The sequence below is a fragment of the uncultured Bradyrhizobium sp. genome, assembly GCF_964252615.1.
In the GTDB taxonomy this organism is placed as follows: Bacteria; Pseudomonadota; Alphaproteobacteria; order Rhizobiales; family Xanthobacteraceae; genus Bradyrhizobium.
The window spans coordinates 19,536-44,303 of record NZ_CAXUNQ010000011.1 but is presented as its reverse complement, the minus strand read 5'-3'; the positions used below and the strand labels follow the sequence as shown (position 1 = coordinate 44,303).

At 63.4% G+C, this 24,768-nt stretch carries 19 protein-coding genes; 7 read left to right on the top strand and 12 right to left on the bottom strand.

Annotated features, from left to right (window positions below):
- Positions 1–219: 219 nt before the first annotated feature.
- The gene (locus tag ACFE72_RS08840) at positions 220–1,029 is read right to left on the bottom strand and encodes a tetratricopeptide repeat protein (protein ID WP_375412709.1); all 810 of its coding nucleotides are present in this window, start codon (positions 1,027–1,029) and stop codon (positions 220–222) included.
- Positions 1,030–1,159: 130 nt separating this feature from the next.
- On the opposite strand from ACFE72_RS08840, the gene ACFE72_RS08835 reads away from it, so the two are divergent.
- A complete protein-coding gene (locus ACFE72_RS08835; protein WP_375412708.1) occupies positions 1,160–2,542 on the top strand; it encodes a M17 family metallopeptidase in 1,383 nt (460 codons plus the stop codon).
- Entirely contained in the window at positions 2,535–3,377 is an 843-nt protein-coding gene (locus ACFE72_RS08830; protein WP_375412707.1) for a C40 family peptidase, read from the top strand. Before ACFE72_RS08835 ends, ACFE72_RS08830 begins: the two co-directional genes overlap by 8 nt.
- Positions 3,378–3,404: 27 nt before the next feature.
- On the opposite strand, the gene ACFE72_RS08825 is transcribed toward ACFE72_RS08830, so the two are convergent.
- From ACFE72_RS08825 to ACFE72_RS08790, 8 genes are all read right to left on the bottom strand, one after another.
- The gene (locus tag ACFE72_RS08825; protein ID WP_375412706.1) at positions 3,405–5,039 is read right to left on the bottom strand and encodes an ABC transporter ATP-binding protein; all 1,635 of its coding nucleotides are present in this window, start codon (positions 5,037–5,039) and stop codon (positions 3,405–3,407) included.
- Entirely contained in the window at positions 5,039–5,512 is a 474-nt protein-coding gene (locus ACFE72_RS08820) for a type II toxin-antitoxin system VapC family toxin (protein WP_375412705.1), read from the bottom strand. The genes ACFE72_RS08825 and ACFE72_RS08820 overlap by 1 nt, the downstream gene beginning before the upstream one ends.
- Positions 5,505–5,732, bottom strand: a complete 228-nt coding sequence (locus tag ACFE72_RS08815; protein WP_375412704.1) for a hypothetical protein — start codon at positions 5,730–5,732, stop codon at positions 5,505–5,507. The genes ACFE72_RS08820 and ACFE72_RS08815 overlap by 8 nt, the downstream gene beginning before the upstream one ends.
- A gap of 35 nt (positions 5,733–5,767) precedes the next feature.
- Entirely contained in the window at positions 5,768–6,946 is a 1,179-nt protein-coding gene (locus ACFE72_RS08810) for an ABC transporter permease (RefSeq protein ID WP_375412703.1), read from the bottom strand.
- Entirely contained in the window at positions 6,946–8,055 is a 1,110-nt protein-coding gene (locus tag ACFE72_RS08805; RefSeq protein ID WP_375412702.1) for a microcin C ABC transporter permease YejB, read from the bottom strand. The genes ACFE72_RS08810 and ACFE72_RS08805 overlap by 1 nt, the downstream gene beginning before the upstream one ends.
- A gap of 1 nt (position 8,056) precedes the next feature.
- On the bottom strand, positions 8,057–9,934 hold the full coding sequence (locus tag ACFE72_RS08800; protein ID WP_375412769.1) for an extracellular solute-binding protein: 1,878 nt from the start codon (positions 9,932–9,934) through the stop codon (positions 8,057–8,059).
- Between the two features lie 14 nt (positions 9,935–9,948).
- Positions 9,949–11,847 (bottom strand): extracellular solute-binding protein, encoded by a 1,899-nt coding sequence (locus ACFE72_RS08795; RefSeq protein WP_375412701.1) that lies wholly within the window; start codon positions 11,845–11,847, stop codon positions 9,949–9,951.
- Between the two features lie 213 nt (positions 11,848–12,060).
- A complete protein-coding gene (locus ACFE72_RS08790) occupies positions 12,061–12,612 on the bottom strand; it encodes a c-type cytochrome (RefSeq protein WP_375412700.1) in 552 nt (183 codons plus the stop codon).
- Between the two features lie 200 nt (positions 12,613–12,812).
- Here ACFE72_RS08790 and ACFE72_RS08785 point away from each other — a divergent pair, with 200 nt between their 5' ends.
- Together ACFE72_RS08785 and ACFE72_RS08780 are read left to right on the top strand one after the other, a co-directional pair.
- A complete protein-coding gene (locus tag ACFE72_RS08785; protein ID WP_375412699.1) occupies positions 12,813–13,553 on the top strand; it encodes a 3-deoxy-manno-octulosonate cytidylyltransferase in 741 nt (246 codons plus the stop codon).
- 19 nt (positions 13,554–13,572) lie between these two features.
- Positions 13,573–14,433: a prephenate dehydratase gene (locus ACFE72_RS08780; protein WP_375412698.1), complete on the top strand. Its 861-nt coding sequence runs from the start codon at positions 13,573–13,575 to the stop codon at positions 14,431–14,433.
- Between the two features lie 157 nt (positions 14,434–14,590).
- On the opposite strand, the gene ACFE72_RS08775 is transcribed toward ACFE72_RS08780, so the two are convergent.
- A complete protein-coding gene (locus ACFE72_RS08775; protein ID WP_375412697.1) occupies positions 14,591–15,610 on the bottom strand; it encodes an LLM class flavin-dependent oxidoreductase in 1,020 nt (339 codons plus the stop codon).
- A gap of 414 nt (positions 15,611–16,024) precedes the next feature.
- Here ACFE72_RS08775 and metF point away from each other — a divergent pair, with 414 nt between their 5' ends.
- Together metF and metH are read left to right on the top strand one after the other, a co-directional pair.
- Positions 16,025–16,945, top strand: a complete 921-nt coding sequence (gene metF, locus ACFE72_RS08770) for a methylenetetrahydrofolate reductase [NAD(P)H] (RefSeq protein ID WP_375412696.1) — start codon at positions 16,025–16,027, stop codon at positions 16,943–16,945.
- 6 nt (positions 16,946–16,951) lie between these two features.
- Entirely contained in the window at positions 16,952–20,821 is a 3,870-nt protein-coding gene (gene metH, locus ACFE72_RS08765) for a methionine synthase (RefSeq protein ID WP_375412695.1), read from the top strand.
- On the opposite strand, the gene ACFE72_RS08760 is transcribed toward metH, so the two are convergent.
- Both ACFE72_RS08760 and ACFE72_RS08755 read right to left on the bottom strand, forming a co-directional pair.
- Entirely contained in the window at positions 20,818–21,447 is a 630-nt protein-coding gene (locus ACFE72_RS08760; RefSeq protein WP_375412694.1) for a glutathione S-transferase family protein, read from the bottom strand. The genes metH and ACFE72_RS08760 overlap by 4 nt on opposite strands.
- A gap of 113 nt (positions 21,448–21,560) precedes the next feature.
- Positions 21,561–24,134, bottom strand: a complete 2,574-nt coding sequence (locus ACFE72_RS08755; RefSeq protein ID WP_375412693.1) for a TIGR02302 family protein — start codon at positions 24,132–24,134, stop codon at positions 21,561–21,563.
- Positions 24,135–24,294: 160 nt separating this feature from the next.
- Between ACFE72_RS08755 and ACFE72_RS08750 the strand changes: the two genes are divergently transcribed.
- Positions 24,295–24,675: a carboxymuconolactone decarboxylase family protein gene (locus ACFE72_RS08750; protein WP_375412692.1), complete on the top strand. Its 381-nt coding sequence runs from the start codon at positions 24,295–24,297 to the stop codon at positions 24,673–24,675.
- The last annotated feature ends 93 nt before the right edge of the window (positions 24,676–24,768 follow it).

The window sequence follows — 24,768 nt, the reverse complement described above, 5'->3', positions numbered from 1 at the left end:
CCCCGTGGAGCACGATATTGCAAGACGCCGCAATACACGCCGCGTCAACCGCTGGCTTGACCGGCTTATCCATCGCTCTTGGCAAAAGATTTTGCGAAGACGAATGGATTGCCGGGTCAAACTCCGGCAATGACGGCCTCTCGTGTCCCGGCGTGATGCGGCGCTACACTGCGCTGCGACGCCAACACACCGTCATGGCCGGGCTCGTCCCAATCGGGTTCAATCCGGGCGGTTGAGCGCCGCCACCGGAATGGCCGCCGCGCCCGCGCGCGGATTGTCCTTGCGGCTGAGCATCTGCTTCAGATAGGCGACATTCGCGGCCGCCTCGTCGGGCGGCAGATCGGCCTTGACGATGGTTTCGGCCTCGGCGAAGCGGCCCTGCAGGCCGACCACCAGTCCCAGATTCTGCCGCACCCGCGTGTCGGCCCTGGCACTGCCGTAAGCGCGGCGCAAGTTCTCCTCGGCCTTCGGCAGATCCTTGGACAACACATACGACATGCCGAGATTGGACAGCACCGAAGGCTCTTCCGGCACGATTTTCAGCGCGCTGGCATAATAGCGGCGGGCTTCATCATGGCGGCCAAGTTGATCCAGCGCGGTTCCCTGCACCGAGAGAATCCGCCAATCCGGGTTTTCGGGCGAATGGGCGCGGCCGAGCACGTCGAACGCCTGCTTGAAATTGCCGTTATCGGCCAGCGCGCGGCCGTAGCCGGCCAGCAGCGTCTTGTCGCCGGGATGGGCGATGGTGGCCTGCTCGAGCACGGCGGCGGCCTGGGAGCGCTGTCCGGTGGCGCGGAGCGCCTGGCCGTAGCGCAGGGCCGCATCGGCATCCTTGGGATTGGCGCGATAGCGTTCGCCATAGACCTCGGCGGCGCGGCGCGGATCGCCGTCGGGGCTTGTGTCGGCCTTTGAAGATGCGGCCGATCCGGTGATGTCAGCCATGGTCTGACAGCCGCCAAGGCCAGCGGCCAAAATCGTGATCACGGCTGCGGAGGCGAGGAGCCGGGCAAGACTGGACTGCTGACGCATGGCACTTTAACTCATCAATAGCCGGCGCATCGATCGAGCCGAACGCGTCAAGCAATAAACCGTTAACCCTAACGGCCGGTTAATGGCCCGGTCGGCCCGCGCCCTGCCCGCTGCAACGAGACCAGACCGCATGCATTCCGCCTTTGAAACCGCGCCGGCAACCACAGCCATTCCGATTACCTTCGTCACCAAGACGACGTGGGATGCGATCGGCGCGGCCTTGCCCGCGCAGGCGCGGCAGTTCGCGCAAGCCAATGGTTTTGCGGCCAAGCCGGGAAAATGCCTGACCCTGCCGGCCGCCGACGGCCGGATCGCGCAGGTCCTGTTCGGACTGGAGGATGACGCCGCTCCATGGCGCGACCTGTTCCGGCCCGGCCAGTTGCCGGGTCTGCTGCCTCCGGGCGTCTACCGCTTCGCCAATGCGCCGCACGACATGCGCCTTGCAGCGCTCGCATTTGCGCTCGGCAGTTACCGGTTCGGCCGCTATCGCAAGAACAAGGCCCCGAGCGTCAGACTGGTGCCCCCCGACGGCGTCGACATCGCCGACATCACGCGCATGGCGGAAGCGGCGGCGTTTGCGCGCGACCTCATCAATACGCCCGCCAACGACATGGGGCCCGAGGAACTGGCGCTGGCGGCGCAGGATCTTGCAGGCCGATACGGCGCGGATTTCGATTGCATCGTCGGCGACGACCTTGTGCGGCGGAATTTTCCGCTGATTCATGCGGTCGGCATGGCATCGCCGCGCGCGCCGCGGCTAATCGATTTTTCCTGGGGCGATCCCGCGCATCCCAAGGTGACGCTGGTCGGCAAGGGCGTCTGCTTCGACACCGGCGGGCTCGACCTGAAACCGTCCGCCGGCATGCTGATCATGAAGAAGGACATGGGCGGTGCCGCCAACGCGCTGGCGCTGGCGTCGATGGTGATGGATGCCAGGCTCAAGGTCCGGCTGCGGGTGCTGATCCCGGCGGTGGAGAATGCGGTGGCCGGCAATGCCTTCCGTCCGCTCGATATCTTTCGGTCGCGCAAGGGCGTCACGGTGGAGATCGGCAACACCGACGCCGAAGGCCGGCTGGTGCTGGCCGACGCGCTGGCGCTTGCCGACGAGGAGAAACCCGATCTGTTGATCGACCTGGGGACCCTGACCGGTGCGGCACGGGTGGCGCTGGGTCCGGATCTGCCGCCTTTTTATACCAACGACGAAAGGCTGGCGCTGGAGGTCACAGCTCACGCCAAGACGGAGAACGATCCGCTGTGGCGATTGCCGCTGTGGCCGCCCTACGACAGCTGGCTGGATTCCAAGGTCGCCGATATCAATAACGCGCCGTCGGGAGCGTTTGCGGGCTCGATCACCTGCGCGCTGTTCCTGCAGCGCTTTGTCGGGGCTGCAAAGAGCTGGCTGCACGTGGACATCTACGGCTGGACGCCTTCGGCCAAGCCGGGCCGTCCGGAGGGCGGTGAGTGCCAGGCCGCGCGCGCGATCTATAAACTGCTGAGCCAGCGCTATGGATGACCCGCGCCTGACGCCGGCGCGGCCGGATCTGGCCGCGAAATATCTGGAAGGAAAGGTCAGCGCCGCACGCTTCGTCGCCGGCGAGGATCTCGAAATCATCGATAGCATCGCGCCGATGCGCCGCGATCCAGCTTCGGATGCGGAACTGGCGACGCAGGCTTTGAAGGGCGAGCGCGTCACGATCTATGAACGCAACGGCGAGGGCTGGGCCTGGGGGCAGTTGAACGGCGACGGCTATGTCGGCTGGCTGCCCGATCGCGCGATGGCGCGGCTCGCTGCTGTGCCGACGCATAAAGTCACCGCCGTACTGACATTCGCGTTCCCCGGCCCTTCAATCAAACTGCCGCCAGCCGACATGTTGCCGCTGGGCGCGACAATTGCAGTCACGCGCAACCACGGTGAATTCGCCGTCACGCATGACGGCCGCCATGTGCCGCGACAGCATCTCGGCGCACTCGGTGTCCATCAGAGCGATTTCGTCGCCGTCGCCGAAAGGTTTGCCGGAACGCCTTATCTGTGGGGCGGCAAGACCAGCCTCGGCATCGATTGCTCCGGCCTGGTGCAGATCGCGCTCAACGCCGCCGGCACCGGCTGTCCGCGCGACAGCGACATGCAGGAGGCGGCGTTGGGGCGGGCATTGTCGCCATCGGAGTCGAGACAACTGCAGCGCGGCGATCTGATCTTCTGGGAAGGTCATGTCGCGATCGTGCGCGACACCGAAACCATCGTTCACGCCAATGCGCACCACATGGCAACGGCGGTCGAGAACACGCAAGATGCGATTGCACGCATCAAGGCCACGGGCAGCGAAGTGACGAGCATCAGACGATTATAGGAGCAGAAGCTATGCTCTTCATTCGTACTACTCCGCGACCGCACCGGGCGCGGCCTCGATCCGGAATGCGGCGGCGAACAGCGCGCGGGTGTAATCGGTCTTCGGATTTTTGAACAGCTCCGACGCCGGCCCTTCCTCGACCACCTTGCCATGGCGCATCACGATCAGATGGCTCGCCAGGGAGGCCACGACGCGCAGGTCGTGCGAGATGAACATGTAGGTGAGATCGCGCTTGCGCTGCAGTTCCCGCAAGAGATCGACCATCTGCGCCTGGAACAGCATGTCGAGGGCCGAGGTCGGCTCGTCCAGCACGACGAAATGCGGCTCCAGCACCGCCGCGCGCGCAATGCTGATGCGCTGGCGCTGGCCGCCGGAGAATTCATGCGGATACCGGAACCGCGTCGCCGGATCCATGCCGACGTCGTTCAGCGCCGTGATCACGCGCGCTTCCCGCGCGTCGTGCGACAGCCCGGGCTGATGCACGGAAAGTCCTTCGGCGATGATATCGCCGACCGACATGCGCGGGCTCAGCGCACCGAAGGGATCCTGAAACACGATCTGCATGTCGCGGCGGAACGGCCGCATCGCCTTGAAGCGCAGGCCCTGGATGTCCTTGCCCAGAAACACGATCGGACCATTGGAGGAAATCAGCCGCAGCAGCGCCAGCCCGAGCGTGGTCTTGCCCGAGCCGGACTCGCCGACCACGCCGAGCGTCTCACCCTGACGCACCGAAAGGCTGACCCCGTCGACCGCCTTGATGTGTCCGACCGTCGAGCGCAGCAGGCCGCGCTTGACCGGAAACCATACTTTCAGGTCGTCGGTCGACATCACCACCGGCGAATCCGGCCGCGGCGGCGCCGGATCCGGCTTCGGCTCGGCAGCGAGCAGCGCGCGGGTATACGGATGCTTCGGCGCCGTAAAGACCTGCTCCACCGGCCCCTGCTCGACGATCTTGCCGTTGTTCATGACACAGACGACGTCGGCGATGCGGCGCACGATGCCGAGGTCATGGGTGATGAACAGCAGGCTCATGCCGAGCCGCGCGCGGATATCCGCCAGCAGGGCCAGGATCTGCGCCTGCACCGTGACGTCCAGCGCCGTGGTCGGCTCGTCCGCGATCAGCAAATCCGGCTCGTTGGCAAGCGCCATCGCGATCATCACCCGCTGGCGCTGGCCGCCGGACAGTTGATGCGGATAGCTGGCCAGCCGCGTCTCCGGCTCGGGAATGCCGACCTGGGTCAGCAGTTGCAGCGTCCGCGCCCGCGCCGTCGAACCGCAAAGGCCGCTGTGCAACTGCAGGATCTCGCCGATCTGTGCTTCGATGGTGTGCAGCGGATTGAGCGAGGTCATCGGCTCCTGGAAGATGATCGAAATATCGTTGCCGCGGATGCCGCGGATCTCGCGCTCGGACAGGGTCAGCAGCTCGCGGCCCTTGAAGCGGACGTAGCCGGAGGGATGCGACGCGGTGGGATAGGGCAGCAGCTTGAGGATCGACAGCGCGCTGACCGATTTTCCCGACCCGGACTCGCCGACCAGCGCCACGCACTCGCCGCGCCTGATCTCGAACGAAATACGATCGACCGCGAGGGAGGTGCCGCTGGGCTGGTGGAACGCCACCGACAGATCGCGCACGTCGAGCAAGGGCTGGTTGATGGCGTCCATCAGGAAAGTTCTCGGATCAAGCGAGACAGGCTTTCTTCATCAAAGTTCACCCGCACCATCCCCGTGGGCAATCTGCTGAAATCCTTATCTGTCGAGACGAAAAAGCGGCATCCACTCTGTATCGCCGACGTAAGGTGAACCGCATCAGGTAGCTTAAGGGGAGTGACGCCGCGCAAATCAGCCGTCTCGATCAAAATACTCCGACTAACAGGAATTAATCCGATTAAGTTGCTCCAAAGAAGCAGATCGAGATAAGCGCGCCGTTTGATGCCCGGGCTCAGCGCATCGACCCGCCGGGACGGAGCAAGAACTTCAGCAAAGGTAATTTCGCTTGTAACGGCCACCCGATCCCGCCGTTGTCGAAGAATCTCAATCAATTTTTGCGCCGGCGCCGCAGTCTCTTTCGTACCTTCAACTGCCTTAATGAAGAAATTAGTATCGAGATAGATAATGCCGTCGGGAACTTCAGTCATCCCATTCGTCTCGCATTTTCCGGACGTCTCCATCGATTTCTTCGGCCGAGCGGCGTCGAAAGCCTTCTAAAGAGAAGATTTCCTCAAGGCTCATCACTTTCTCAGGTCGCTGTTCCTCCTCGGCGACAATGACAGTCACGGTCGAGGAAGGATCGACGCTGCCCCGCAAGTCATCTGGAAGCTTCGAAGCCGGATAATGTTCGCGAACGGTCCTGTTCATGGCGCACCTTTATCTCTTCGAATCTTACCACAAATCTACCTGAACGTCTTGCGCGGATCGAAGGCGTCGCGCACCGCTTCGCCGATAAAGATCAGGAGCGACAGCATGATTGCGACCGCAAAGAAGCCGGTGAAGCCGAGCCACGGCGCCTGCACGTTGGCCTTGCCCTGCGACAAGAGTTCGCCGAGCGACGGCGAGCCCGGCGGCAGTCCAAAACCGAGGAAATCCAGTGCCGTCAGCGTCATCACCGAGGATGAAACGATGAACGGCAGGAAGGTCATGGTCGCCACCATCGCGTTGGGCAGCAGGTGCCGGAACATGATGACGGCGTTGGAGACGCCGAGCGCGCGGGCCGCCTGAATATATTCGAAATTCCGTCCGCGCAGGAATTCGGCGCGAACCAGTCCTACCAGCGACACCCAGGAAAACAGCAGGAGGATACCGAGCAGGACGAAGAATCCGGGCACCAATACCGACGACAGGATCAAGAGCAGATACAGCGAGGGAATGGAGCTCCAGATTTCGATAAAGCGCTGGAAACCGAGATCGACCCAGCCGCCGAAATAGCCTTGCACGCCCCCGGCGGCGACGCCGATAACGGACGAAATGATCGTCAGCGCAAGGCCGAACAGCACCGAGATGCGAAAGCCGTAGATCAGCCGCGCCACCACGTCGCGGCCCTGGTCGTCGGTGCCGAGCCAGTTGTATTCGAGATCGCGGCAGCTCTTGAGGCCCTTGCGCTCGACCACCTCCCTGCATTGCGCTTCGGTCAGCATCCAGGTCGGCTTCGACGGCGCCGGGGTCGGCAGGTCGAGATTGTGGGTGTCGTAGGAATAGCGGATCAGCGGCCAGATGATGGTGCCGCCCTTGGCCTTGATCAGCTTCTGCAGATAAGGGTCGCGGTAGTCGGCGGCGGTCTCGAAATCGCCGCCGAACGTCGTCTCGGAGTAACTGATGAACGCCGGCCAATACAGGCGCCCGTCGAACTTGAGGAAGAACGGACGGTCGTTGGCGATCAGTTCGGCGAACAATGAAACCACGAACAGCAGCAGGAAAATCCAGAACGACCAGTAGCCGCGGCGGTTCGACTTGAAGTTCTGCCAACGGCGCTGATTGAGCGGCGAAATACCGAGCGGCCGGCGTGACGGCGGCGCCGCCTCGCCGAGCGGCGACAGCGTCGTGGTCTCGATCGGCGGCGGCGCGGTGAGTGTCATCAGACTTCCCGCGCCTCGAAATCGATCCGCGGATCGATCCACATATAGGCCAGGTCGGAAACCAGATTCACGACGAGGCCGACCAGTGAAAAGATGAACAGCGTGCCGAACACCACCGGATAGTCGCGGTTGAGCACGCTCTCGAAACCGAGCAGGCCCAATCCATCCAGCGAAAAGATGGTCTCGATCAGCAGCGAACCCGAGAAGAACGCGTGGATGAACGCGCCGGGAAAGCCGGCAATGACGATCAGCATGGCGTTGCGGAAGATATGGTTATACAGCACCTGGCGTTCGCTGCAGCCCTTGGCCCGCGCGGTCATGACATACTGCTTGCGGATCTCGTCGAGAAACGAATTCTTGGTCAGCAGCGTCATGGTGGCGAAGGCGCCGAGCACCATGGAGATCAGCGGCAGCGAGATGTGCCAGAAATAGTCCAGAATTTTCCAGTACCATGGGAACTGGCCCCAGCCGTCCGACGTAAGCCCCCGCAGCGGGAAGATGCTCATGAACGAACCGCCGGCGAACAGGATGATCAACAGGATCGCGAACAGGAAGCCGGGGATCGCAAAACCTACGATGATCACTGCCGAGGTCCAGGTATCGAACCTCGATCCGTCCTGTACCGCCTTGCGGATACCGAGCGGAATCGAGATCAGATAGGTCAGCAGCGTCATCCAGACGCCGAGCGACATCGACACCGGCAGCTTCTCCTTGATCAGCTGCAGCACGCTGACATCGCGGAAATAGCTTTTGCCGAAATCGAACCGGGAGAAATTCCACAGCATCAGCGCGAAACGTTCCGGCGCCGGCTTGTCGAAGCCGAATTGCTTTTCGAGGCTCTTGACGAAATCCGGATCGAGGCCCTGCGCGCCGCGGTATTTCGAATTCACCGCATCTCCCGACGCGCCCATCTGCGTCCGCGCGCCGAAATCGCCGCCGGACGATCCCGATACCCGCGACGCGCCGCCGGTATCCGCGCCGCTGAGCTGCGCGATGACGCGCTCGACCGGGCCGCCGGGGGCGAATTGCACCACCACAAAGGAGACGAACAAAATCCCCAGCAAGGTGGGGATCATCAGGAAAATGCGGCGCGCGATGTATGCGCTCATGCTATTTCACCTGCTCGAGCTTCGCCGCCTTGTCGGGATCAGACCACCACAGGACCCGCTCGCCGATGCTCGACGCGTCGATCGGATAGCGCGGCAACTTCACCGGATGGTCGAACACGTCCCAATAGGCGAGCGGGTGGCTGGTGCGATACCACTGCGGCACCCAGTAGCGCCCGGCGCGGAATACGCGGTCGAACGCGCGGCACGCGACCGTCAGCTCGGCGCGATTGTCGGCGCCGAGGATTTTCTCGATCAGCGCGTCGATCGCGGGACTGGCGATGCCGGCGAGGTTGTAGGAACCCTTGGTCCTGGCCGCCTGCGAGGAAAAGAACGGACGCATGCCGTCCCCCGGCGTCGCCGACATGCTGAAGCGCTGGATGGTCATATCGAAGTCGAAATCTTCCAGCCGCGCGCGGTATTGCACCGGGTCGACCAGGCGCAAACTGGCCTCGATTCCGAGCGTGCCGAGATTTTTGATATAGGGCGCGTGATGCGGCTGGATCGAGGGTTCATCGGCAAGAAATTCGATCCTGAAAACCTCGCCGTTCGGCAACAGCCGCTTGCCGTCCTTGATGACCAGGCCCGCGTCCTGCAGGAGCTGCGATGCCTTGCGCAACAATGTACGGTCCTGTCCGGATCCGTCGGACACCGGCGGCACGAACGGCGCGCCGAACACCTCATTAGGCACCTGGCCGTGAAACGGCTCCAGCAATTTGACTTCTTCCGGCGACGGCAGCCCGCCGGCCATCATGTCGGAATTCTGGAACACCGAATGGGTGCGCGCGTAGGCGCCGTACATGATGGTCTTGTTGGTCCATTCGAAATCGAAAGCAGAGGTCAGCGCCTCGCGCACCCGCGGGTCCTGGAATTTCTCGCGGCGGGTGTTGATGAACCAGCCCTGCGCGCCCGACGGCGTTTCGTCGGGCAGGATTTCGCGCTTGACGCGGCCGTCCTTGACGGCGGGGAAATCGTAGCGCGTCGCCCACACCCGCGCGGTGAACTCTTCGCGGAACAGATAATTCTTGGCGGTAAAGCCCTCGAACGCCACGTCGCGGTCGCGGTAGAATTCGTAGCGCACCGTGTCGAAATTATACAGGCCGCGCGCAACCGGAAGATCGGCGGCCCACCAGTCCTTGACGCGTTCGAACTCGATGTAGCGGTTGGCCTCGAATTTTCCTATCTTGTACGGTCCGCTTCCGAGCGGAATCTCGAGCGTGGATTCGTCGAACGGCCGCGTCGCATAATAGGCTTTCGAGAAGATCGGCAGGCCGGCAATATAAAGCGGCACGTCACGCGCCCGCTTCTCGGCAAAAGTAACGACCAGGGTCGCATCGTCCGATGCCTCGGCCTTCACCATATCGCGCATCTGCTGCAGGATCAGCGGATGCCCGTTGGTTTTGAGCGTCGTGAGCGAAAAGGCGGCGTCGTGCGCGGTGAGCCTGCTGCCGTCGTGAAATCTTGCTTCGGGGCGCAGCGTGAAGCGGTAGACCAGCTTGTCCGCCGATATCTGCACGGATTTGGCGGCCAGGCCGTACATCGCGTCCGGCTCGTCGCCCGCACGCGCCATCAGCGCCGCAAAGGTCAGGTCCATGCCCTGGGCGCCCTCGCCTTTCAGAATAAAGGCGTTGAGCGAATTGAAGGTCTGGTAGGACTGATTGTAGGCCCGCACCGACGGGATCATTGAAAACAGTCCGCCTTTCGGAGCGACCGGATTGACGTAGTCGAAGTGATGAAAGTCCGGCGGATATTTCAGATCGCCGAACACCGAAAGACCGTGAACCTCGGCACCGGCATCGACCGCCATCGCCGGCCGCAGCCAGGTTGCGCCGATCGCACCGGCGCCGAAACCGAGCACACGCCGTCGGGTAAACTGCGCCAGGCGCGCCGGATCGCTCAAGACCGTCTGCCGATCCTGGCGGCTTTGTCGGCATCGTACCACCACAGCGCCGGCAGGCCGGACCGGCCGTATTTCGGCAGCGGCTCGGCGTGGCTGAAGCGGTCCCACCGCGCATAGCGCGAAAAGCCATAGGTGAACTGCGGCACGACGTAGAAATTCCAAAGCAGCACGCGATCGAGCGCCCTGGTCGTGGCCAGCAGCGTCGTGCGATCCTTTGCAAAGATCACCTTGTCGATCAGTTCGTCGATGGCGGGATTCCTGATGCCGATGGTGTTGCGCGCGCCCGGCTTGTCCGCGGCCTGCGATCCCCAAAACTCCCGCTGCTCGTTGCCGGGAGACAGCGACTGTCCCCATTGGTCGATAATCATGTCGAAATCGAAGCTGCGCAGCCGGTTCTGGTACTGCGCATCGTCCACGGTGCGGATCGAAGCCGTCACCCCGATGCGTTCCAGCGACGGCTTGTAGAACAACGCGATACGCTCGGCCGACGGATCCTGCACCAGAATCTCGACGCTAACCGGTTTGCCGGAGGGATCGACCAGCTTGCGCTCGCGCACCTCGAACCCGGCGTCCTTCAGCAGCTTGGCGCTTTCGCGCAGATTGCCGCGCACCGCTTCCGGGTTGCCGCCCACCGGATTGGCATAAGGCGTCGTGAAGACCTCGGCCGGCACCTTGTCGCGCACGGTTTCGAGAATCTGCAGTTCGTCGCCCTGCGGCAGGCCCGAGCAGGCGAGCTCGGTGCCTTCGAAATAACTGTTGATCCGCTTGTACTGCCCGTAGAACAACTGCTTGTTCATCTCCTCGAAATCGAAGGCGTAGTTGAAGGCGCGGCGCAACCTCGAATCCTTGAAGGCGTCGCGGCGCAGGTTGAACGCGAACCCCTGCATCCGTCCGGAATCGTTGATCGGAAATTCCTCCCTGACGACGCGTTTTTCGTTGACCGCTGGAAAATCATATGCGGTCGCCCACTGTTTCGCGGAATTCTCGGCGATCCAGTCCGCCTGGTCGGCCTTGAAGGCTTCGAGCGCGACAAGATTGTCCCGGAAGAATTCGAAACGCAGTTCGTCGAAATTATTCTCGCCGATCCGCACCGGCAGCTTTGCACCCCAGTAATCCCTGACCCGCTCGACCGCGACCGAACGGCCGGCGACAAAATCCTTGATCCGGTAGGGGCCGGAGCCGAGCGGCTTTTCCAGCGTCGTCGCCGAGATATCGCGCTTGCGGCCTTCGCTGTCGGTGCCCTCCCACCAATGCTTCGGCAGCACGGTCAATTCACCGACGATGGTCGGCAGTTCACGGTTTCCGGGCTGGTCGAACGTAAACGTGACCTCGCGCTCACCGGTCTTCTCGGTCTTGACGACATGGCGGTAATAAGAGGAGTACATCGGGCTGTATTTTTTCAAGGTATCGATCGAGAACACCACGTCTTCCGGGGTTACCGGCCTACCGTCGTGCCAGCGCGCCTCCTTGCGCAGCCGGTACTTGACCCATGAAAAGTCGTCCGGATGCGACGCCGCTTCGGCCAGCAATCCGTAATAGGTGATGACCTCGTCCTGTGAACGGGCCATCAGCGCTTCATAGATCAGCCCGACCGCCGGCGCGATCGACCCCTTCACACCCGCCACGGCGAGGTTGAAATTATCGAACGTGCCGATCGATATCGAGCGTGCGACGCCGCCCTTCGGCGCGTCCGGATTGACGTAATCGAAGCGCTGGAAGTCCACCGGATATTTGATGTCGCCGAACAGCGACAACGCATGCCGCCACGCCGCCTCGCCGGTTGCCGCCTGCGCGCGGGCCGTGCCCGCCGTTTGCAGGCCGGTTGCTGCGGCAAAGGCCGGAACGGCGGCGGCAAAAGCCGTGCTCTGAAGAAGACGTCGTCGGGTAATGGCCAATTGAAGAATTTCCTGATGCTGCCGACCGCGACTAGAGCCGCAATATAAGGCGAGGATTCGACCGATTATGTTGCTTTTTACCAGCCCGCGACCGACCCCGCTGCGGCGAAACGTCCCGATAACGCGCATATGAAGCGCCGGTTTCCCGGCAAACGAAAACGGCCAGGCGAACCTGGCCGTTGAGAACGAAGAATTCATGGGCCGCGAACGGTGCTATTTCGCCGCCGTCGGCAGCGGCACCGGGGTGTCGGCCAGCGTCGCGAGGTAGGCGATCACGTCGGCGCGCTCGCTGTCCTTCTGGATGCCGGCGAAGCCCATCGCCGTGCCAGGAATGAAGCCCTTCGGGCTGGCAATGAACTTGTTCAAATCGTCGAAGGTCCAGGTGCCGCCCTTTTGCTTCATGGCCGCGGAGAAATTAAACCCGCCTTTACCTTCGCCCTTCTTTTCGTTGACGGTGCCGAACAGGTTCGGGCCGACGCGGTTGGGGCCGCTTTTTTCGAAGGTATGGCAGGCCGCGCATTTCTTCGCGGCAGCCACGCCCCTTTCGGCAGAAGCCGTCTGCAGCAGCTTCTCGATCGGCTCCGACGGTGCCGCAGCTTCCTTGGCCCCGCCGGCGTGATCGTCTTCCTTCACGGCGATGTCATAGCCAGGTTTTTCGAGCTTCTTGGGGGCAAAAACCGCGCCTGCAGTAAAACTCGACACCAGCAGAACGAGGCAGGTGGCCAGGACGGCGCCGAGGATCTTATTGAGTTCGAAGGAGTCCATTTTCGATCAGGCTCCAGGCCGGAATTTCGACGTTGCGGCCAACTGAGCGGCCAAGGATAGGCGGCAGGAATCAGGCTTTCGCGCTGCACCTTCAGCAGCGATCAGATATCGGTTTGCCCGCGCTCTGGCAACCCGTATAAACGCCCGAACTTTCGACCAATCCCCATCAATTCCCCATCACTTAGCCGGGTTCAACCCCCATGACCGAACCCCGCATTCTGGTGCTGATTCCCGCCCGCATGGCTTCCACACGGCTGCCTGGCAAACCGTTGCTGGAAATCGCCGGACTGCCGATGATCGTCCATGTGCTGCGCCGGGCCGAAGCCGCCGATATCGGCCGGGTGGCGGTCGCCACCGACACACCCGACATCGCCGAGGCGGTAGAAATCCACGGCGGCGAGGCGGTGATGACCTCAGCCGATCATCCTTCCGGCTCGGATCGGATCTACGAGGCGCTCGGCAGGCTCGATCCCGGCGGCCTGACCGAAATCATCATCAATCTGCAGGGAGATTTTCCGACCATCCGGCCGGACAATATCCGCGCCGTGCTCGGGCCGCTTCGTGATCCCGCGGTCGACATCGCGACGCTGGCGGCGCAAATCCATACCGACGAGGAAAGCACCAACCCCAACGTGGTGAAGGTGGTCGGTTCCCCGGTCAGCCATCGCCGGCTGCGCGCGCTGTACTTTACCCGCGCCACCGCTCCCTGGGGCGAGGGACCCCGCTACCACCACGTCGGACTCTATGCCTATCGCCGCGAAGCGCTGCAGCGTTTCGTCACGCTGCGCCCGTCCGCGCTGGAACAGCAGGAAAAGCTGGAACAACTCCGGGCGACCGAGGCCGGCATGCGGATCGACGTAACCATCGTGGATACGGTGCCGCGCGGCGTCGACACTCCGGACGATCTGCAAACCGCACGCCGTCTACTGGCGCAAAGCTGAGCGGCTGCTACAAGGCGCCATGACCAAAGCCAACACAATTGCATTCCAGGGCGAGCCCGGCGCGAACTCGCATCTCGCCATCGTCGAGGCCTATCCGGATGCCGAACCGTTGCCCTGCGCCACCTTCGAGGACGCGCTGGCCGCGATCTCTTCCGGAGAGGCTGACCTCGGCATGATTCCGATCGAAAATTCGGTCGCCGGACGCGTCGCCGACATTCATCATTTGTTGCCGGCGTCCGGCCTGTTCATCGTCGGAGAATGGTTCTTGCCGATCCGCCATCAATTGATGGCGCCGCGTGGCGCCAGGCTCGCCGATATCAAGACCGTCGAGAGCCACGTCCATGCGCTCGGCCAGTGCCGCCGCATCATCCGCAAGCTCGGCATCAAGCCGGTGGTCGCCGCCGATACCGCGGGAAGCGCGCGGATTGTCGCCGAACGCGGCGACAACAGTTGTGCCGCGATCGCCTCACGCCTCGCCGCCCGCATTTACGGCCTCGACATACTGGCGGACGACGTCGAGGACGAAACCCACAACACGACGCGCTTTGTGGTGCTGGCGCGAACGGAAGAATGGGCGAAGCAAGGCTCCGGACCGCTGGTCACCACCTTTGTGTTCCGGGTGCGCAACCTGCCCGCCGCGCTCTACAAGGCGATGGGCGGTTTCGCCACCAACGGCGTCAACATGACCAAGCTGGAAAGCTACATGGTGGACGGCAATTTCTTCGCCACCCAGTTTTATGCCGACGTCGATGGCCATCCCGAGGACAGGAAGCTGGCGTTTGCGCTGGAGGAGTTGAAGTTCTTTTCAAAGGAATTGCGCATTGTCGGGGTCTATCCGGCTCACCCCTTCCGCGCCACGTTTGCGGAGAAGGCGGAGTGACCCGCGCCGCGGGCGCGGCCTTCCAAGGCGATGCGAAGCATCGCGACCGTGCCGCTCCGCAGAGCCGGGGACCGCACCAAACACCAGCCCCGTGGCGGCCCCGGCTCAGCGCGTCGCAAGGGCTATGCGCAGCGCTGCGTCCGGAGCACGAGAACCATTAGGCCGCCGCCTGTTTGCCCAGCTCGAACGCGTCCGCCAGCAGGCTATACGACCGCTTGCGCGCGTCGTGGTCGTAGACCGCGGTGATGATCATCAGTTCATCGGCTTGGCTCGCTGCGATCATGGGCTGCAGTTTCTGCATCACCGTCGCAGGGCTGCCGACGAACAGCCGCGAACGATTGCGCGCGATCAAAACGCGCTCCGCATCGGTATAAGGGTAGGCCCGCGCCTCTTCCAGGCTTGGCAGCGGCAGATATTGGCCGCGGTCGCGGCGGAGCCGATTGAGATCCATCGACAAGGCCAGTTGTTCGGCCTCGGCATCGCTGTCGGCGGCAACCACGGCGACCGCGAGAATGCCATGGGGCTTGGCCCGCCAGCGCGACGGCTTGAAGCGGGTGCGATAATTCGTCAGTGCGTCGACGGCGTCGTAGGACGCGAAGTGATGCGCGAACGCAAAACCCATTCCCACCTGGGCTGCGAGTTCCGAGCTGTAGTCACTGGAGCCGAGCAGCCAGATCGGCGGCAGCGGAGTGTCGTCCGGCATCGCCACCACATGGTTGTAGGGATGGCCGGGCGGAAACTCCCGCGTCTCCCACAATGTCAGTTCATGCAGCCGTTCCAGGAAATCGTCGCCCTCGCGGCGGTCGAGCCGGCTGCGCAGCGCGTGGGCGGTGGCGCCGTCGGTGCCCGGCGCGCGGCCGAGGCCGAGATCGATCCGGCCTGGAAACAGTGCCTCCAGCATCTTGAACCGTTCGGCGACCATCAGCGGCGCATGGTTAGGCAGCATCACGCCGCCGGAACCGACGTGGATGCGGCTGGTCACGGCGGCGATCTGTCCGATCATGAGGTCAGGCGCCGGGCTTGCAACCGATGCAAGGTTGTGATGTTCGGCCAGCCAGTAGCGGACATAGCCAAGGCGCTCGGCGTGAACCGCCAGATCGATGCTGTTGCGTAGCGCCGCGGCCGGCTTGGTGCCGGTGGTGACCACCGACAAATCGAGAACGGAAAGAGGGATCATGGCATTAAAGTAATGTGTTGGAGGCAGCGGACAAAGGGTCCGACCGCAGATCAGGAACGCATTTGCTGCGGCAGCCAAACGCGATCATCACAAACGGATCGTGGGACACTGTTTTTATGATCGACCCCTGAACCAAGTTTGCCCATCTTATAAATACGGCCAGATCCCACACAAACCGCCAAAATCGAGGACATTCATTGATATATTCGGTTATTATGGAAATCATCGTCTCGGTAAACGTGCCCATCTTCTTGGCCGAATGCCGCCCCTGTTCCTTCCTTAAAGCTCCTTAGTGGGCCATTTCCCATAAAAAATGACATTCAATGGGCTGTTTCAGTGGGCCGGGTTGGCTTATTCTGGCACCTTGCAGCTTTGCGTGAAGCGCTTGCGCAGCCGGAGTGGAGTTGAGGCGCCATGACTGAGATTTCGGTATCCCCATCGCCGCCGGCGCATCCTTCGGCGCAAAAACGCCCTGCCATCTCCTTCGAATTCTTTCCGCCCAAGACCGAGGAGATGGAGCGCAATCTCTGGGATACGATCACCCGCCTTGCGCCGTTGCTTCCCAATTTCGTGTCGGTGACCTACGGCGCCGGCGGTTCGACCCGCGAGCGTACCCATTCGACCATCGCCCGCATTCTGGCCGAAACCGGCCTGACGCCGGCTGCCCACCTCACCTGCGTCGATGCGCCATGCGCCGACGTCGATGACGTGGTGTCGCGATACCACCAAGTCGGCGTCCGCCACATCGTGGCGCTGCGCGGCGATCCCGTCGGCGGGCTCGGCGGCAGCTACGCGCCGCACCCTGACGGTTACCGCAGTTCGGCCGATCTCGTCGCGTCGATCAAGCGCCGCTATGGCGATATCGAGGTGACGGTGTCGGCCTATCCGGAGCGGCATCCCGAAAGCCCAAGCTTCGAAGCCGACATCGACATGCTCAAGGCCAAAGTCGATGCCGGCGCCACCCGCGCCATCACCCAGTTCTTCTTCGATAACGACCTGTATTTCCGCTATCTCGACCGCGTCCGCGCGCGCGGGATCGATATTCCGATCGTGCCGGGAATCCTGCCGGTGCAGAACTTCAAGCAGGCCGCCAGTTTCGCCAAGCGGACCGGCGCCAGCATGCCGGATTGGCTGGCGCAGAAGTTCGACGGCCTCGACGACGACGCCGAGACCCGCAAGCTGGTGGCTGCCACCGTTGCGGCCGGCCAGGTCCAGAAGCTCGCCAAGCGCGGCGTCGACACCTTTCATTTCTACACCATGAACCGCGCCGATCTTGTATTCGCGATCAGTCATCTATTGGGTATTCGCCCCAATGGCGCACAGAAAGCCGCGTGAGTTCAGATGACCGTACCGGCTTCTCCGAAGCGAACCGAACTGATCGCGCTGGCGCGTCAGCGCATTCTGGTGCTCGACGGCGCCATGGGCACCATGATCCAGGCGCTGGAATATGACGAAGCGGCATTTCGCGGCGAACGGTTCAAGGACTTTCATCGTGACTTGCGCGGCAACAACGATCTGTTGATCCTGACGCAGCCGAAGGCGATCGAAGACATCCATGCGGCTTACCTGCGCGCCGGCGCCGATATCGTCGCCACCAACACGTTTTCCTCGACCTCGATCGCGCAGGCGGATTACGACCTCTCCGGCATCGCCTACGAGATGAACCTCGAGGGCGCCAAGCGCGCGCGCGCCGCCGCCCTGCGCGTCAGCGCCGAGGACGGCAGGCCCCGTTTCGTCGCCGGCGCCATCGGACCGACCAACCGCACCGCGTCGATCTCGCCGGACGTTTCCAGCCCCGGCTTTCGCGCCGTGACCTTTGACGACCTGCGTACCGCCTATGGCGAGCAGATCAACGGTCTGCTCGACGGCGGCGCCGACCTGCTGCTGGTCGAAACCATCTTCGATACGCTCAATGCCAAAGCGGCGCTGTATGCGATCGCCGAAATCACCGAAGCCCGCGGCATCGACGTCCCGGTGATGATTTCCGGCACCATCACCGACAAATCCGGCCGCCTGCTTTCGGGGCAATTGCCCGAAGCGTTCTGGAATTCGGTGCGCCACGCGGGGCCGGTCACGGTCGGCTTCAACTGCGCGCTCGGCGCCGAAGATTTGCGCGCCCATATCGCCGATATCGGCCGCGTCGCCGATACGCTGGTCTGCGCCTATCCCAATGCCGGCTTGCCGAACGAATTCGGCGGCTACGACGAAAGCCCGGAATTCATGGCCGGACTGATCAGCGAGTTCGCGGCCAGCGGTCTCGTCAACATCGTCGGCGGCTGCTGCGGCACCACGCCGGATCATATCGCCGCAATCGCCGCCGCCGTCGCGCCGCACAAGCCGCGTGTTATCCCCGTAATCGAGCCTCGCTTGAGGCTGTCAGGCCTCGAGCCATTCGAACTGACGCCGGCGATCCCCTTCGTCAACGTCGGCGAGCGCACCAACGTCACCGGTTCGGCGAAATTCCGAAAACTGATCACCGCGGGCGACTACACCGCAGCGTTGGCGGTGGCGCGCGACCAGGTCGCGAACGGCGCGCAGATCATCGACGTCAACATGGACGAAGGGCTGCTGGACTCCGAAGCCGCGATGGTGACATTCCTCAACCTCGTCGCCGCCGAGCCGGATATCGCCCGCGTGCCCGTGATGGTGGACTCCTCGAAATTCGCGGTGATCGAAGCCGGGTTGAAATGCGTTCAGGGCAAGCCGGTAGTGAATTCGATCTCCATGAAGGAGGGCGAGACGAAATTCATCCAGGAGGCTGAAATCGCCAGGCGTCACGGCGCGGCCGTGGTCGTGATGGCGTTCGACGAGGCCGGCCAGGCGGATACGTTCGCGCGCAAGACCGAAATCTGCAAGCGCGCCTACGACATTCTGGTCGGCCAACTGAACTTCCCGCCCGAAGACATCATCTTCGATCCGAACATCTTTGCGATCGCGACCGGGCTCGAAGAGCACAACAATTACGGCGTCGACTTCATCGAGGCGACGCGCTGGATCCGCCAGAACCTGCCGCATGCACATATCTCCGGCGGCGTTTCCAACCTTTCGTTCTCGTTCCGCGGCAACGAGCCGGTGCGCGAGGCGATGCATTCGGTGTTTCTCTATCACGCCATCAAAGCCGGCATGGACATGGGCATCGTCAACGCGGGCCAGATGGTCGTCTATGACGACATCGACCCCGAGTTGCGGCAGGTGTGCGAAGACGTCATTCTCAACCGCGACCCCGGCGCCTCGGAACGGCTGCTGGCGCTGGCGGAAAAATTCCGCGGCAAGGAGAAGCTGGCCAGGGAGCAGGATCTGGCCTGGCGCGAGTGGCCGGTCGACAAGCGGCTCAGCCACGCGCTGGTGCACGGCATCACCGAATTCATCGAAGCCGACACCGAAGATGCCCGCAAACTCGCGGAACGGCCGCTCAACGTGATCGAAGGGCCGCTGATGGCCGGCATGAACGTGGTCGGCGACCTGTTCGGCGACGGCAAGATGTTTTTGCCGCAGGTAGTGAAATCCGCGCGCGTGATGAAGCAGGCGGTCGCCTATCTGATGCCGTTCATGGAAGAGGAGAAAGCGCGCAACCTCGCCAACGGCATCGCCGGCGACGGCCGCAACTCCGCCGGCAAGATCGTGCTCGCCACCGTGAAGGGCGACGTTCACGACATCGGCAAGAACATCGTCGGCATTGTGCTGCAATGTAATAATTTCGAGGTGATCGACCTCGGCGTCATGGTGCCGGCCGCGAAAATCATCGAGACCGCAAGGGCCGAAGGCGCCGATATCATCGGCCTCTCCGGTCTGATTACGCCGTCGCTCGATGAGATGAGTTTCCTTGCCGGCGAATTGCAGCGTCAGGGATTGAACGTGCCGCTGCTGATCGGCGGCGCCACCACCAGCCGCGTCCACACCGCGGTGAAGATCGATCCCAAATATACCGGCGGGCCGGTGGTGCACGTCAACGATGCCAGCCGCGCCGTCGGCGTGGCGTCGGCGCTGATGTCGCCGGGGCGGCGCGAGGCCTATGCAGGCGAGGTGCGCGCCGATTACGCAAAAATTTCCGCGGCGCATTTTCGTGCCCAGGCGGACAAGAAGCGGCTGAAGCTCGCCGATGCCCGCGCCAACGCCGTTCCGATCGATTTCGCCAAAATCCCGCCGAGCAGGCCCGCCTTCTTCGGCATCAAGACGTTCCGCGATTATGATCTGGCCGAACTTGCCGACTATATCGACTGGACGCCGTTCTTCCAGACCTGGGAGTTGACCGGGCGTTTTCCCGCCATCCTCGACGATTCCAAGGTCGGCGAAGTCGCGCGGTCGCTCTATGACGATGCTCGCAAGATGCTCGAGCTCATCGTCAAGGAAAACTGGTTCAAGGCTCGGGCCACCATTGGCTTCTGGCCGGCCAATTCGAGCGGCGACGACATCATCGTCTACGCCGACGACGCGCGCAAAGAGCGGATCGCGACTTTCCATACCCTGCGCCAGCAGCTCGACAAACGCGAAGGCCGCTTCAATACCGCGCTGTCGGATTTCATCGCGCCGGTCTTAAGCGGCGTGCCGGACTATATCGGCGCATTCGTCGTCACCGCGGGGATCGGCGAGGACGTGGTCGCCGACCGCTTCAAGAGCGCCAATGACGACTATTCGTCGATCCTGTGCAAGGCGCTCGCGGATCGGCTTGCCGAGGCGTTTGCCGAGCGGATGCATCAGCGCGTGCGCAAGGAATTCTGGGGCTACGCGCCCGACGAGACGCTCGCGCCGGACGCGCTGATCCTGGAACAATATGCCGGCATTCGCCCGGCGCCCGGCTATCCCGCCCAGCCCGATCATACCGAAAAGGCCACGCTGTTCGCCCTGCTCGACGCCGAAGCCAGCGCGGGCGTGGTTCTGACCGAGAGTTTTGCGATGTGGCCGGGCTCGTCGGTGTCCGGGCTCTATTTCTCGAACCCCGAGAGCTATTATTTCGGCGTCGGCAAGATCGAGCGCGATCAGGTCGAGGATTACGCCGCGCGAAAAGGCTGGAGCGTGGCGGAGGCCGAACGCTGGCTGGCGCCGGTGCTGAATTACATTCCGGCCGGGGACAGCGCGGCGAATGCGGCAATGCCGACGCTGGCGCCGGCGGCGGTGGTGCCCGAACCCGCCAACGACGTTGCGTCACATCCGCCCGGCTGCAATTGCGCGGTGCATCTTGCCTACCGCAAGAAGACGGTACGGGCGGGCTAGTCACCCGGCGCGGAGAACGGCTGCGCGATCTCCTGAAATGGCGGCAGCGCCTCGCAACGCCCGGCGTGGGCAGCCAGTGCCGGCCATCGCCCGGCGTCGAACACGCCGGAATGCGCTTCCTGCATAAAGCGGATCACGCAGGCCACCGCGATATCGGCGTGACCGATCTCGTCTCCGAACCAGAACGCGAACCGGCGTCCGGCGCGGTCCGCCTCAAGCGCGTCAAGCACGCCGGCGATCTGCGTTTCACATCGTTTCATCCAGACATCGGATTTCTCCCGGTGCAGCAGCCGCTCGTAAACGAGGCTCACCGCTTTGTCGCCGAGCCCGGTTGCCAGCGCGCATACTTTCAGCGCCTCGCGGCGGCGCGGACCACGCTCCGCGATCATCGCGCGCGAGGGGCCGATCGTCTCGTCGAGATGATCGAGGATTGCCGCGCTTTCGATCAGGACCTCGCCATCGTCGAGCACCAGAGTCGGCACCCGCCGCAGCGGATTGTAGGGCGCGATCCTGTCCGCATCGCCGAATGTCGACCACTGCCGGTGCTCGAAATCAAGGCCGTAAAGCCGCAGCGCAATTGCTACGCGCCGCACAAAGGGGGAATCATATTGTCCGATCAGGATCATGCGTTTTAACGGTGCCGTGCCTCTCTGCCCGTCATCATTGCCGGGTCGACTCTGCCAGATTCACATATCTCGTCATACGCGGGTCACGCCCGCGCAGGACGCTGTTGCAAGTCTCAGTAATCCTTCAGCAGCCGCTCGATGTAATCGAGTTCGATCTGCGGGCGCTGCGGATCGCCAAGGCGGCGGCGCAGTTCTTCGAGGATGCGGCGCACCCGCTGGACGTCGATTTCGCCGGGGATCTTCACCGTCAGATCGTCGCCGAAATCGCGCCCGTGCAGCGGCCGTCCCAGGGGATCGCTGTCACGGCCGCCGCTCTGCTGGCGGCCGGCGCGGTTGCCGGGACCGTCGTCCTGTCCCTCGCCGTCACCCTGCTGCATCGCCTGTGCGAGATCCTGGGCGCCCTTGCGCAACGCCTCCAGCGCCTTGCCTTGCGAGCCCACGGCACCGTCGGCGTTGCCTTCGCCGAGCCGGCCATCGGCATCGCCCATGGCAGAATCAGCGTCGCCGAGATTGTCCTCGCCGTCGCCCTGATCGCCCGGCCCCTGGTCGCCGTCCTGACCTTGCTGACCTTTCTGGCCCTGCTGACCTTTCTGGCCCTGCTGACCCTTCTGTCCCATGCCGCGCTTGGCCAGCTCTTGCTGCAACTTCTTCAGCCGATCGCGCAGGCCCTGCTGATCCTGCTGCAGGTCGCTCATGCTCTGGTCACCCTGCTTGTTGCCGCGCATGCGGTCGCGCCGGGAATCCTGGCCCTGCTTGAACGTCTTGTCGCGCAACTGCTGCTGCTTGCGAATCATGTCGCCGAGTTCGTTCAGCGCCTGCTCCATGTCGCCGTCGTTCTGGCCCGGCTGCGCCATCTGCAGGTTTTCCAGCATCTGCTGAAGCTGTTCGAGCAGCTGCTTGGCGGCGTCCTTGTCGCCGGAGCGCGACAGCCGCTCCATGCGATCGAGCATGTTCTTCAGATCCTGCTGACTGAGCGTCCTGGTGTTGGGATCGAGCGGCCGCGCCAGTTGCTGGGGATTGTTACGCATCTGCTCCGCAAGCTGTTGCAGGAACTTGTCGAGCGCGGCGCGAAGGTTCTCGGTGAGCTTCTTGATCTCCTCGTCGCTGGCGCCGCGCTCCAGCGCCTGCTTGAGCGCTTCCTGAGCCGCGCGCAACGCCTTGTCGACGTCGCTGATGTTGCCGTCCTCGATGGTGACCGCCAGCGACCACAGACTGGCGACGACCGCACGCAGCGCGTCATCGGTACGGGCGGCATCAAGCTGCCTTGCGACGCTAAAGAGGCCGAGATATTGCCCGGCCTCGGGTGTGAACAATTCAGGCGCGATCATCAGCGCGTCGAGCGCGGTATAGACCTGCGAATTCTGGTTGGCATCGAGCGCCAGGGTGCGGCGCTGCTCGATCAGCGCCCGCGCCAACGGCTTGGTGAACAGACGCTCCGGCAGCCGCATGTTGAAAGGCTCGCTCTTGCCCTCGTTGCCGGCCTCGTCCTTTGCCGTGAGCGCCAAGGTAACGTCGGCGCCGGCGTAGGGGTCCTCGCTGAGATCCTTGACGGTTTGGCCGATGCCGTTGCGGGTTCGCGCGTTCGGCAGCACCAGCGCGAAGGTCGGCGGATCGAACAGCGGCCGGGCAGCGCTGCCCTTCCCGGCTTCGCCGGTCCGGACAGTGAAGCGCGCCTGCGCTTCGGTGACGCCGTAGTCGTCCTCGATTTTGTAGGACATCTGCAACGAGCCGCGCGCCTGACGCTCGGGATCTTTCGCCAGCGCGATGATCGGCGCGCGGTCTGGAATCGCGCTGAACTTCCATTGCGGCCGGCCCGAGGGCGCCCGGACGTGCGCGGTGCCGTCGCCGGCAATCGTGAAATGCCGCTCATTGGTGCCCTTGGGCGCCTGCTCGGTCGGCGCGGCCTCGGTCAGACCGCCGCCCGCCACCACATCGAGATTGCCGCCGCTGGAGCGCACGATCAGCGTCGAGCCCGCCGGCACCGGCAATGGTCCGGCGTCCGGCGCTGCGGCCTCCTTGTTGGCCGACAGGATCACCGGCGGCTTGCCGGTATAGACCGGCGGCGTCACCCAGGCGTCGATCCGGATGTTGGCAGGCGCCAGCACGCCGTCCCAATTGAACCCCGCGGCGACGCGGCTGGCGCGCTCGTCACCCGCCGCAACGAAGGTTGCAACCATCATCACCGCGATCAGGGCGCGCAGCGCCCAGGGATCGTGGATCGTCAGTCGCGGCGATGGCCGGCCGGCCCGGATGCGTTTGATCGAGGCCAGGGTGCGCTCGCGCTGCACCCGCCACAGCGCTTGCGACACCGGATCCTGGGTCGCCAGCGTATCGGTCAGCGCGGTTGCGGGCCTGTGACGGATGCCGGTGCCGCGGTCGAGCCGGCTTAAGGCCTCTTCGCGGCCGGGCCAGCGGAACTTAAACAGGGGAAACAGCGCGGCCAGCGCCAGCACCGCAAACAGCCCGAGCCCGATGGCCCGCCCCGTCGCCGGCAGCGCCAGCCACAATCCGCACCAAGACAGCACCAGAAACAGCCCGGCGACGGTCAAAAGCCGCGCCAGATGCGGCCAGATCCGCTCCCACGCGATGGCGAATTCTGACCGCCGCAGCGCCTGCGTCAGCCGCAGCCGGGACTCGGCATCGGCGTCGCGGGCTGGCTTTGTCGGGTCGGGGGTCGCGCCGTTCAACAAACTCTCCGGGTTGCCGAAACAGCACCCTAGCACAGCGGCGGCAATGAGGCACGTGTCGCAACGCACAACCCACACCCCAAAACGCGCATAACACGAAGGCGTGACGGAAGCCGTTCAACCTCATAACGTCGGTCATGACCCAACAAAAGGAAACGTCATGGACCAGAAAACACACGACAAGGGGCTGGAGATTCGCAAGGCGGTGCTGGGCGAGGCCTACGTCTCGAACGCCCTGAAGAACGCCGACGATTTCAACAAGCCGTTCCAGGAACTGGTCACCGAATTTTGCTGGGGCGCGATCTGGGGCCGCGAGGAATTGCCGCGCAAGACCCGCAGCATGCTCAACCTCGCCATGATCTCGATCCTGAACCGGCCGCATGAATTGCGCGTGCACATCAAGGGCGCGCTGGTCAACGGCGTCAGCAAGGACGAAATCCGCGAGGTCTTCATGCAGGTCGCCTGCTACGCCGGCATTCCCGCCGGCGTCGACAGTTTTAGAATCGCGCGCGAGGTATTTGCGGAAATGGAGAAGAACTGAGGTGAACCCTCCTTGCGAGGGGTCGCGCGCGGGGTGGGCAAAGCAAAGCCTACCCACCGTTCCGAGTTTATTTTTACGATGGTCGGCCCGGCG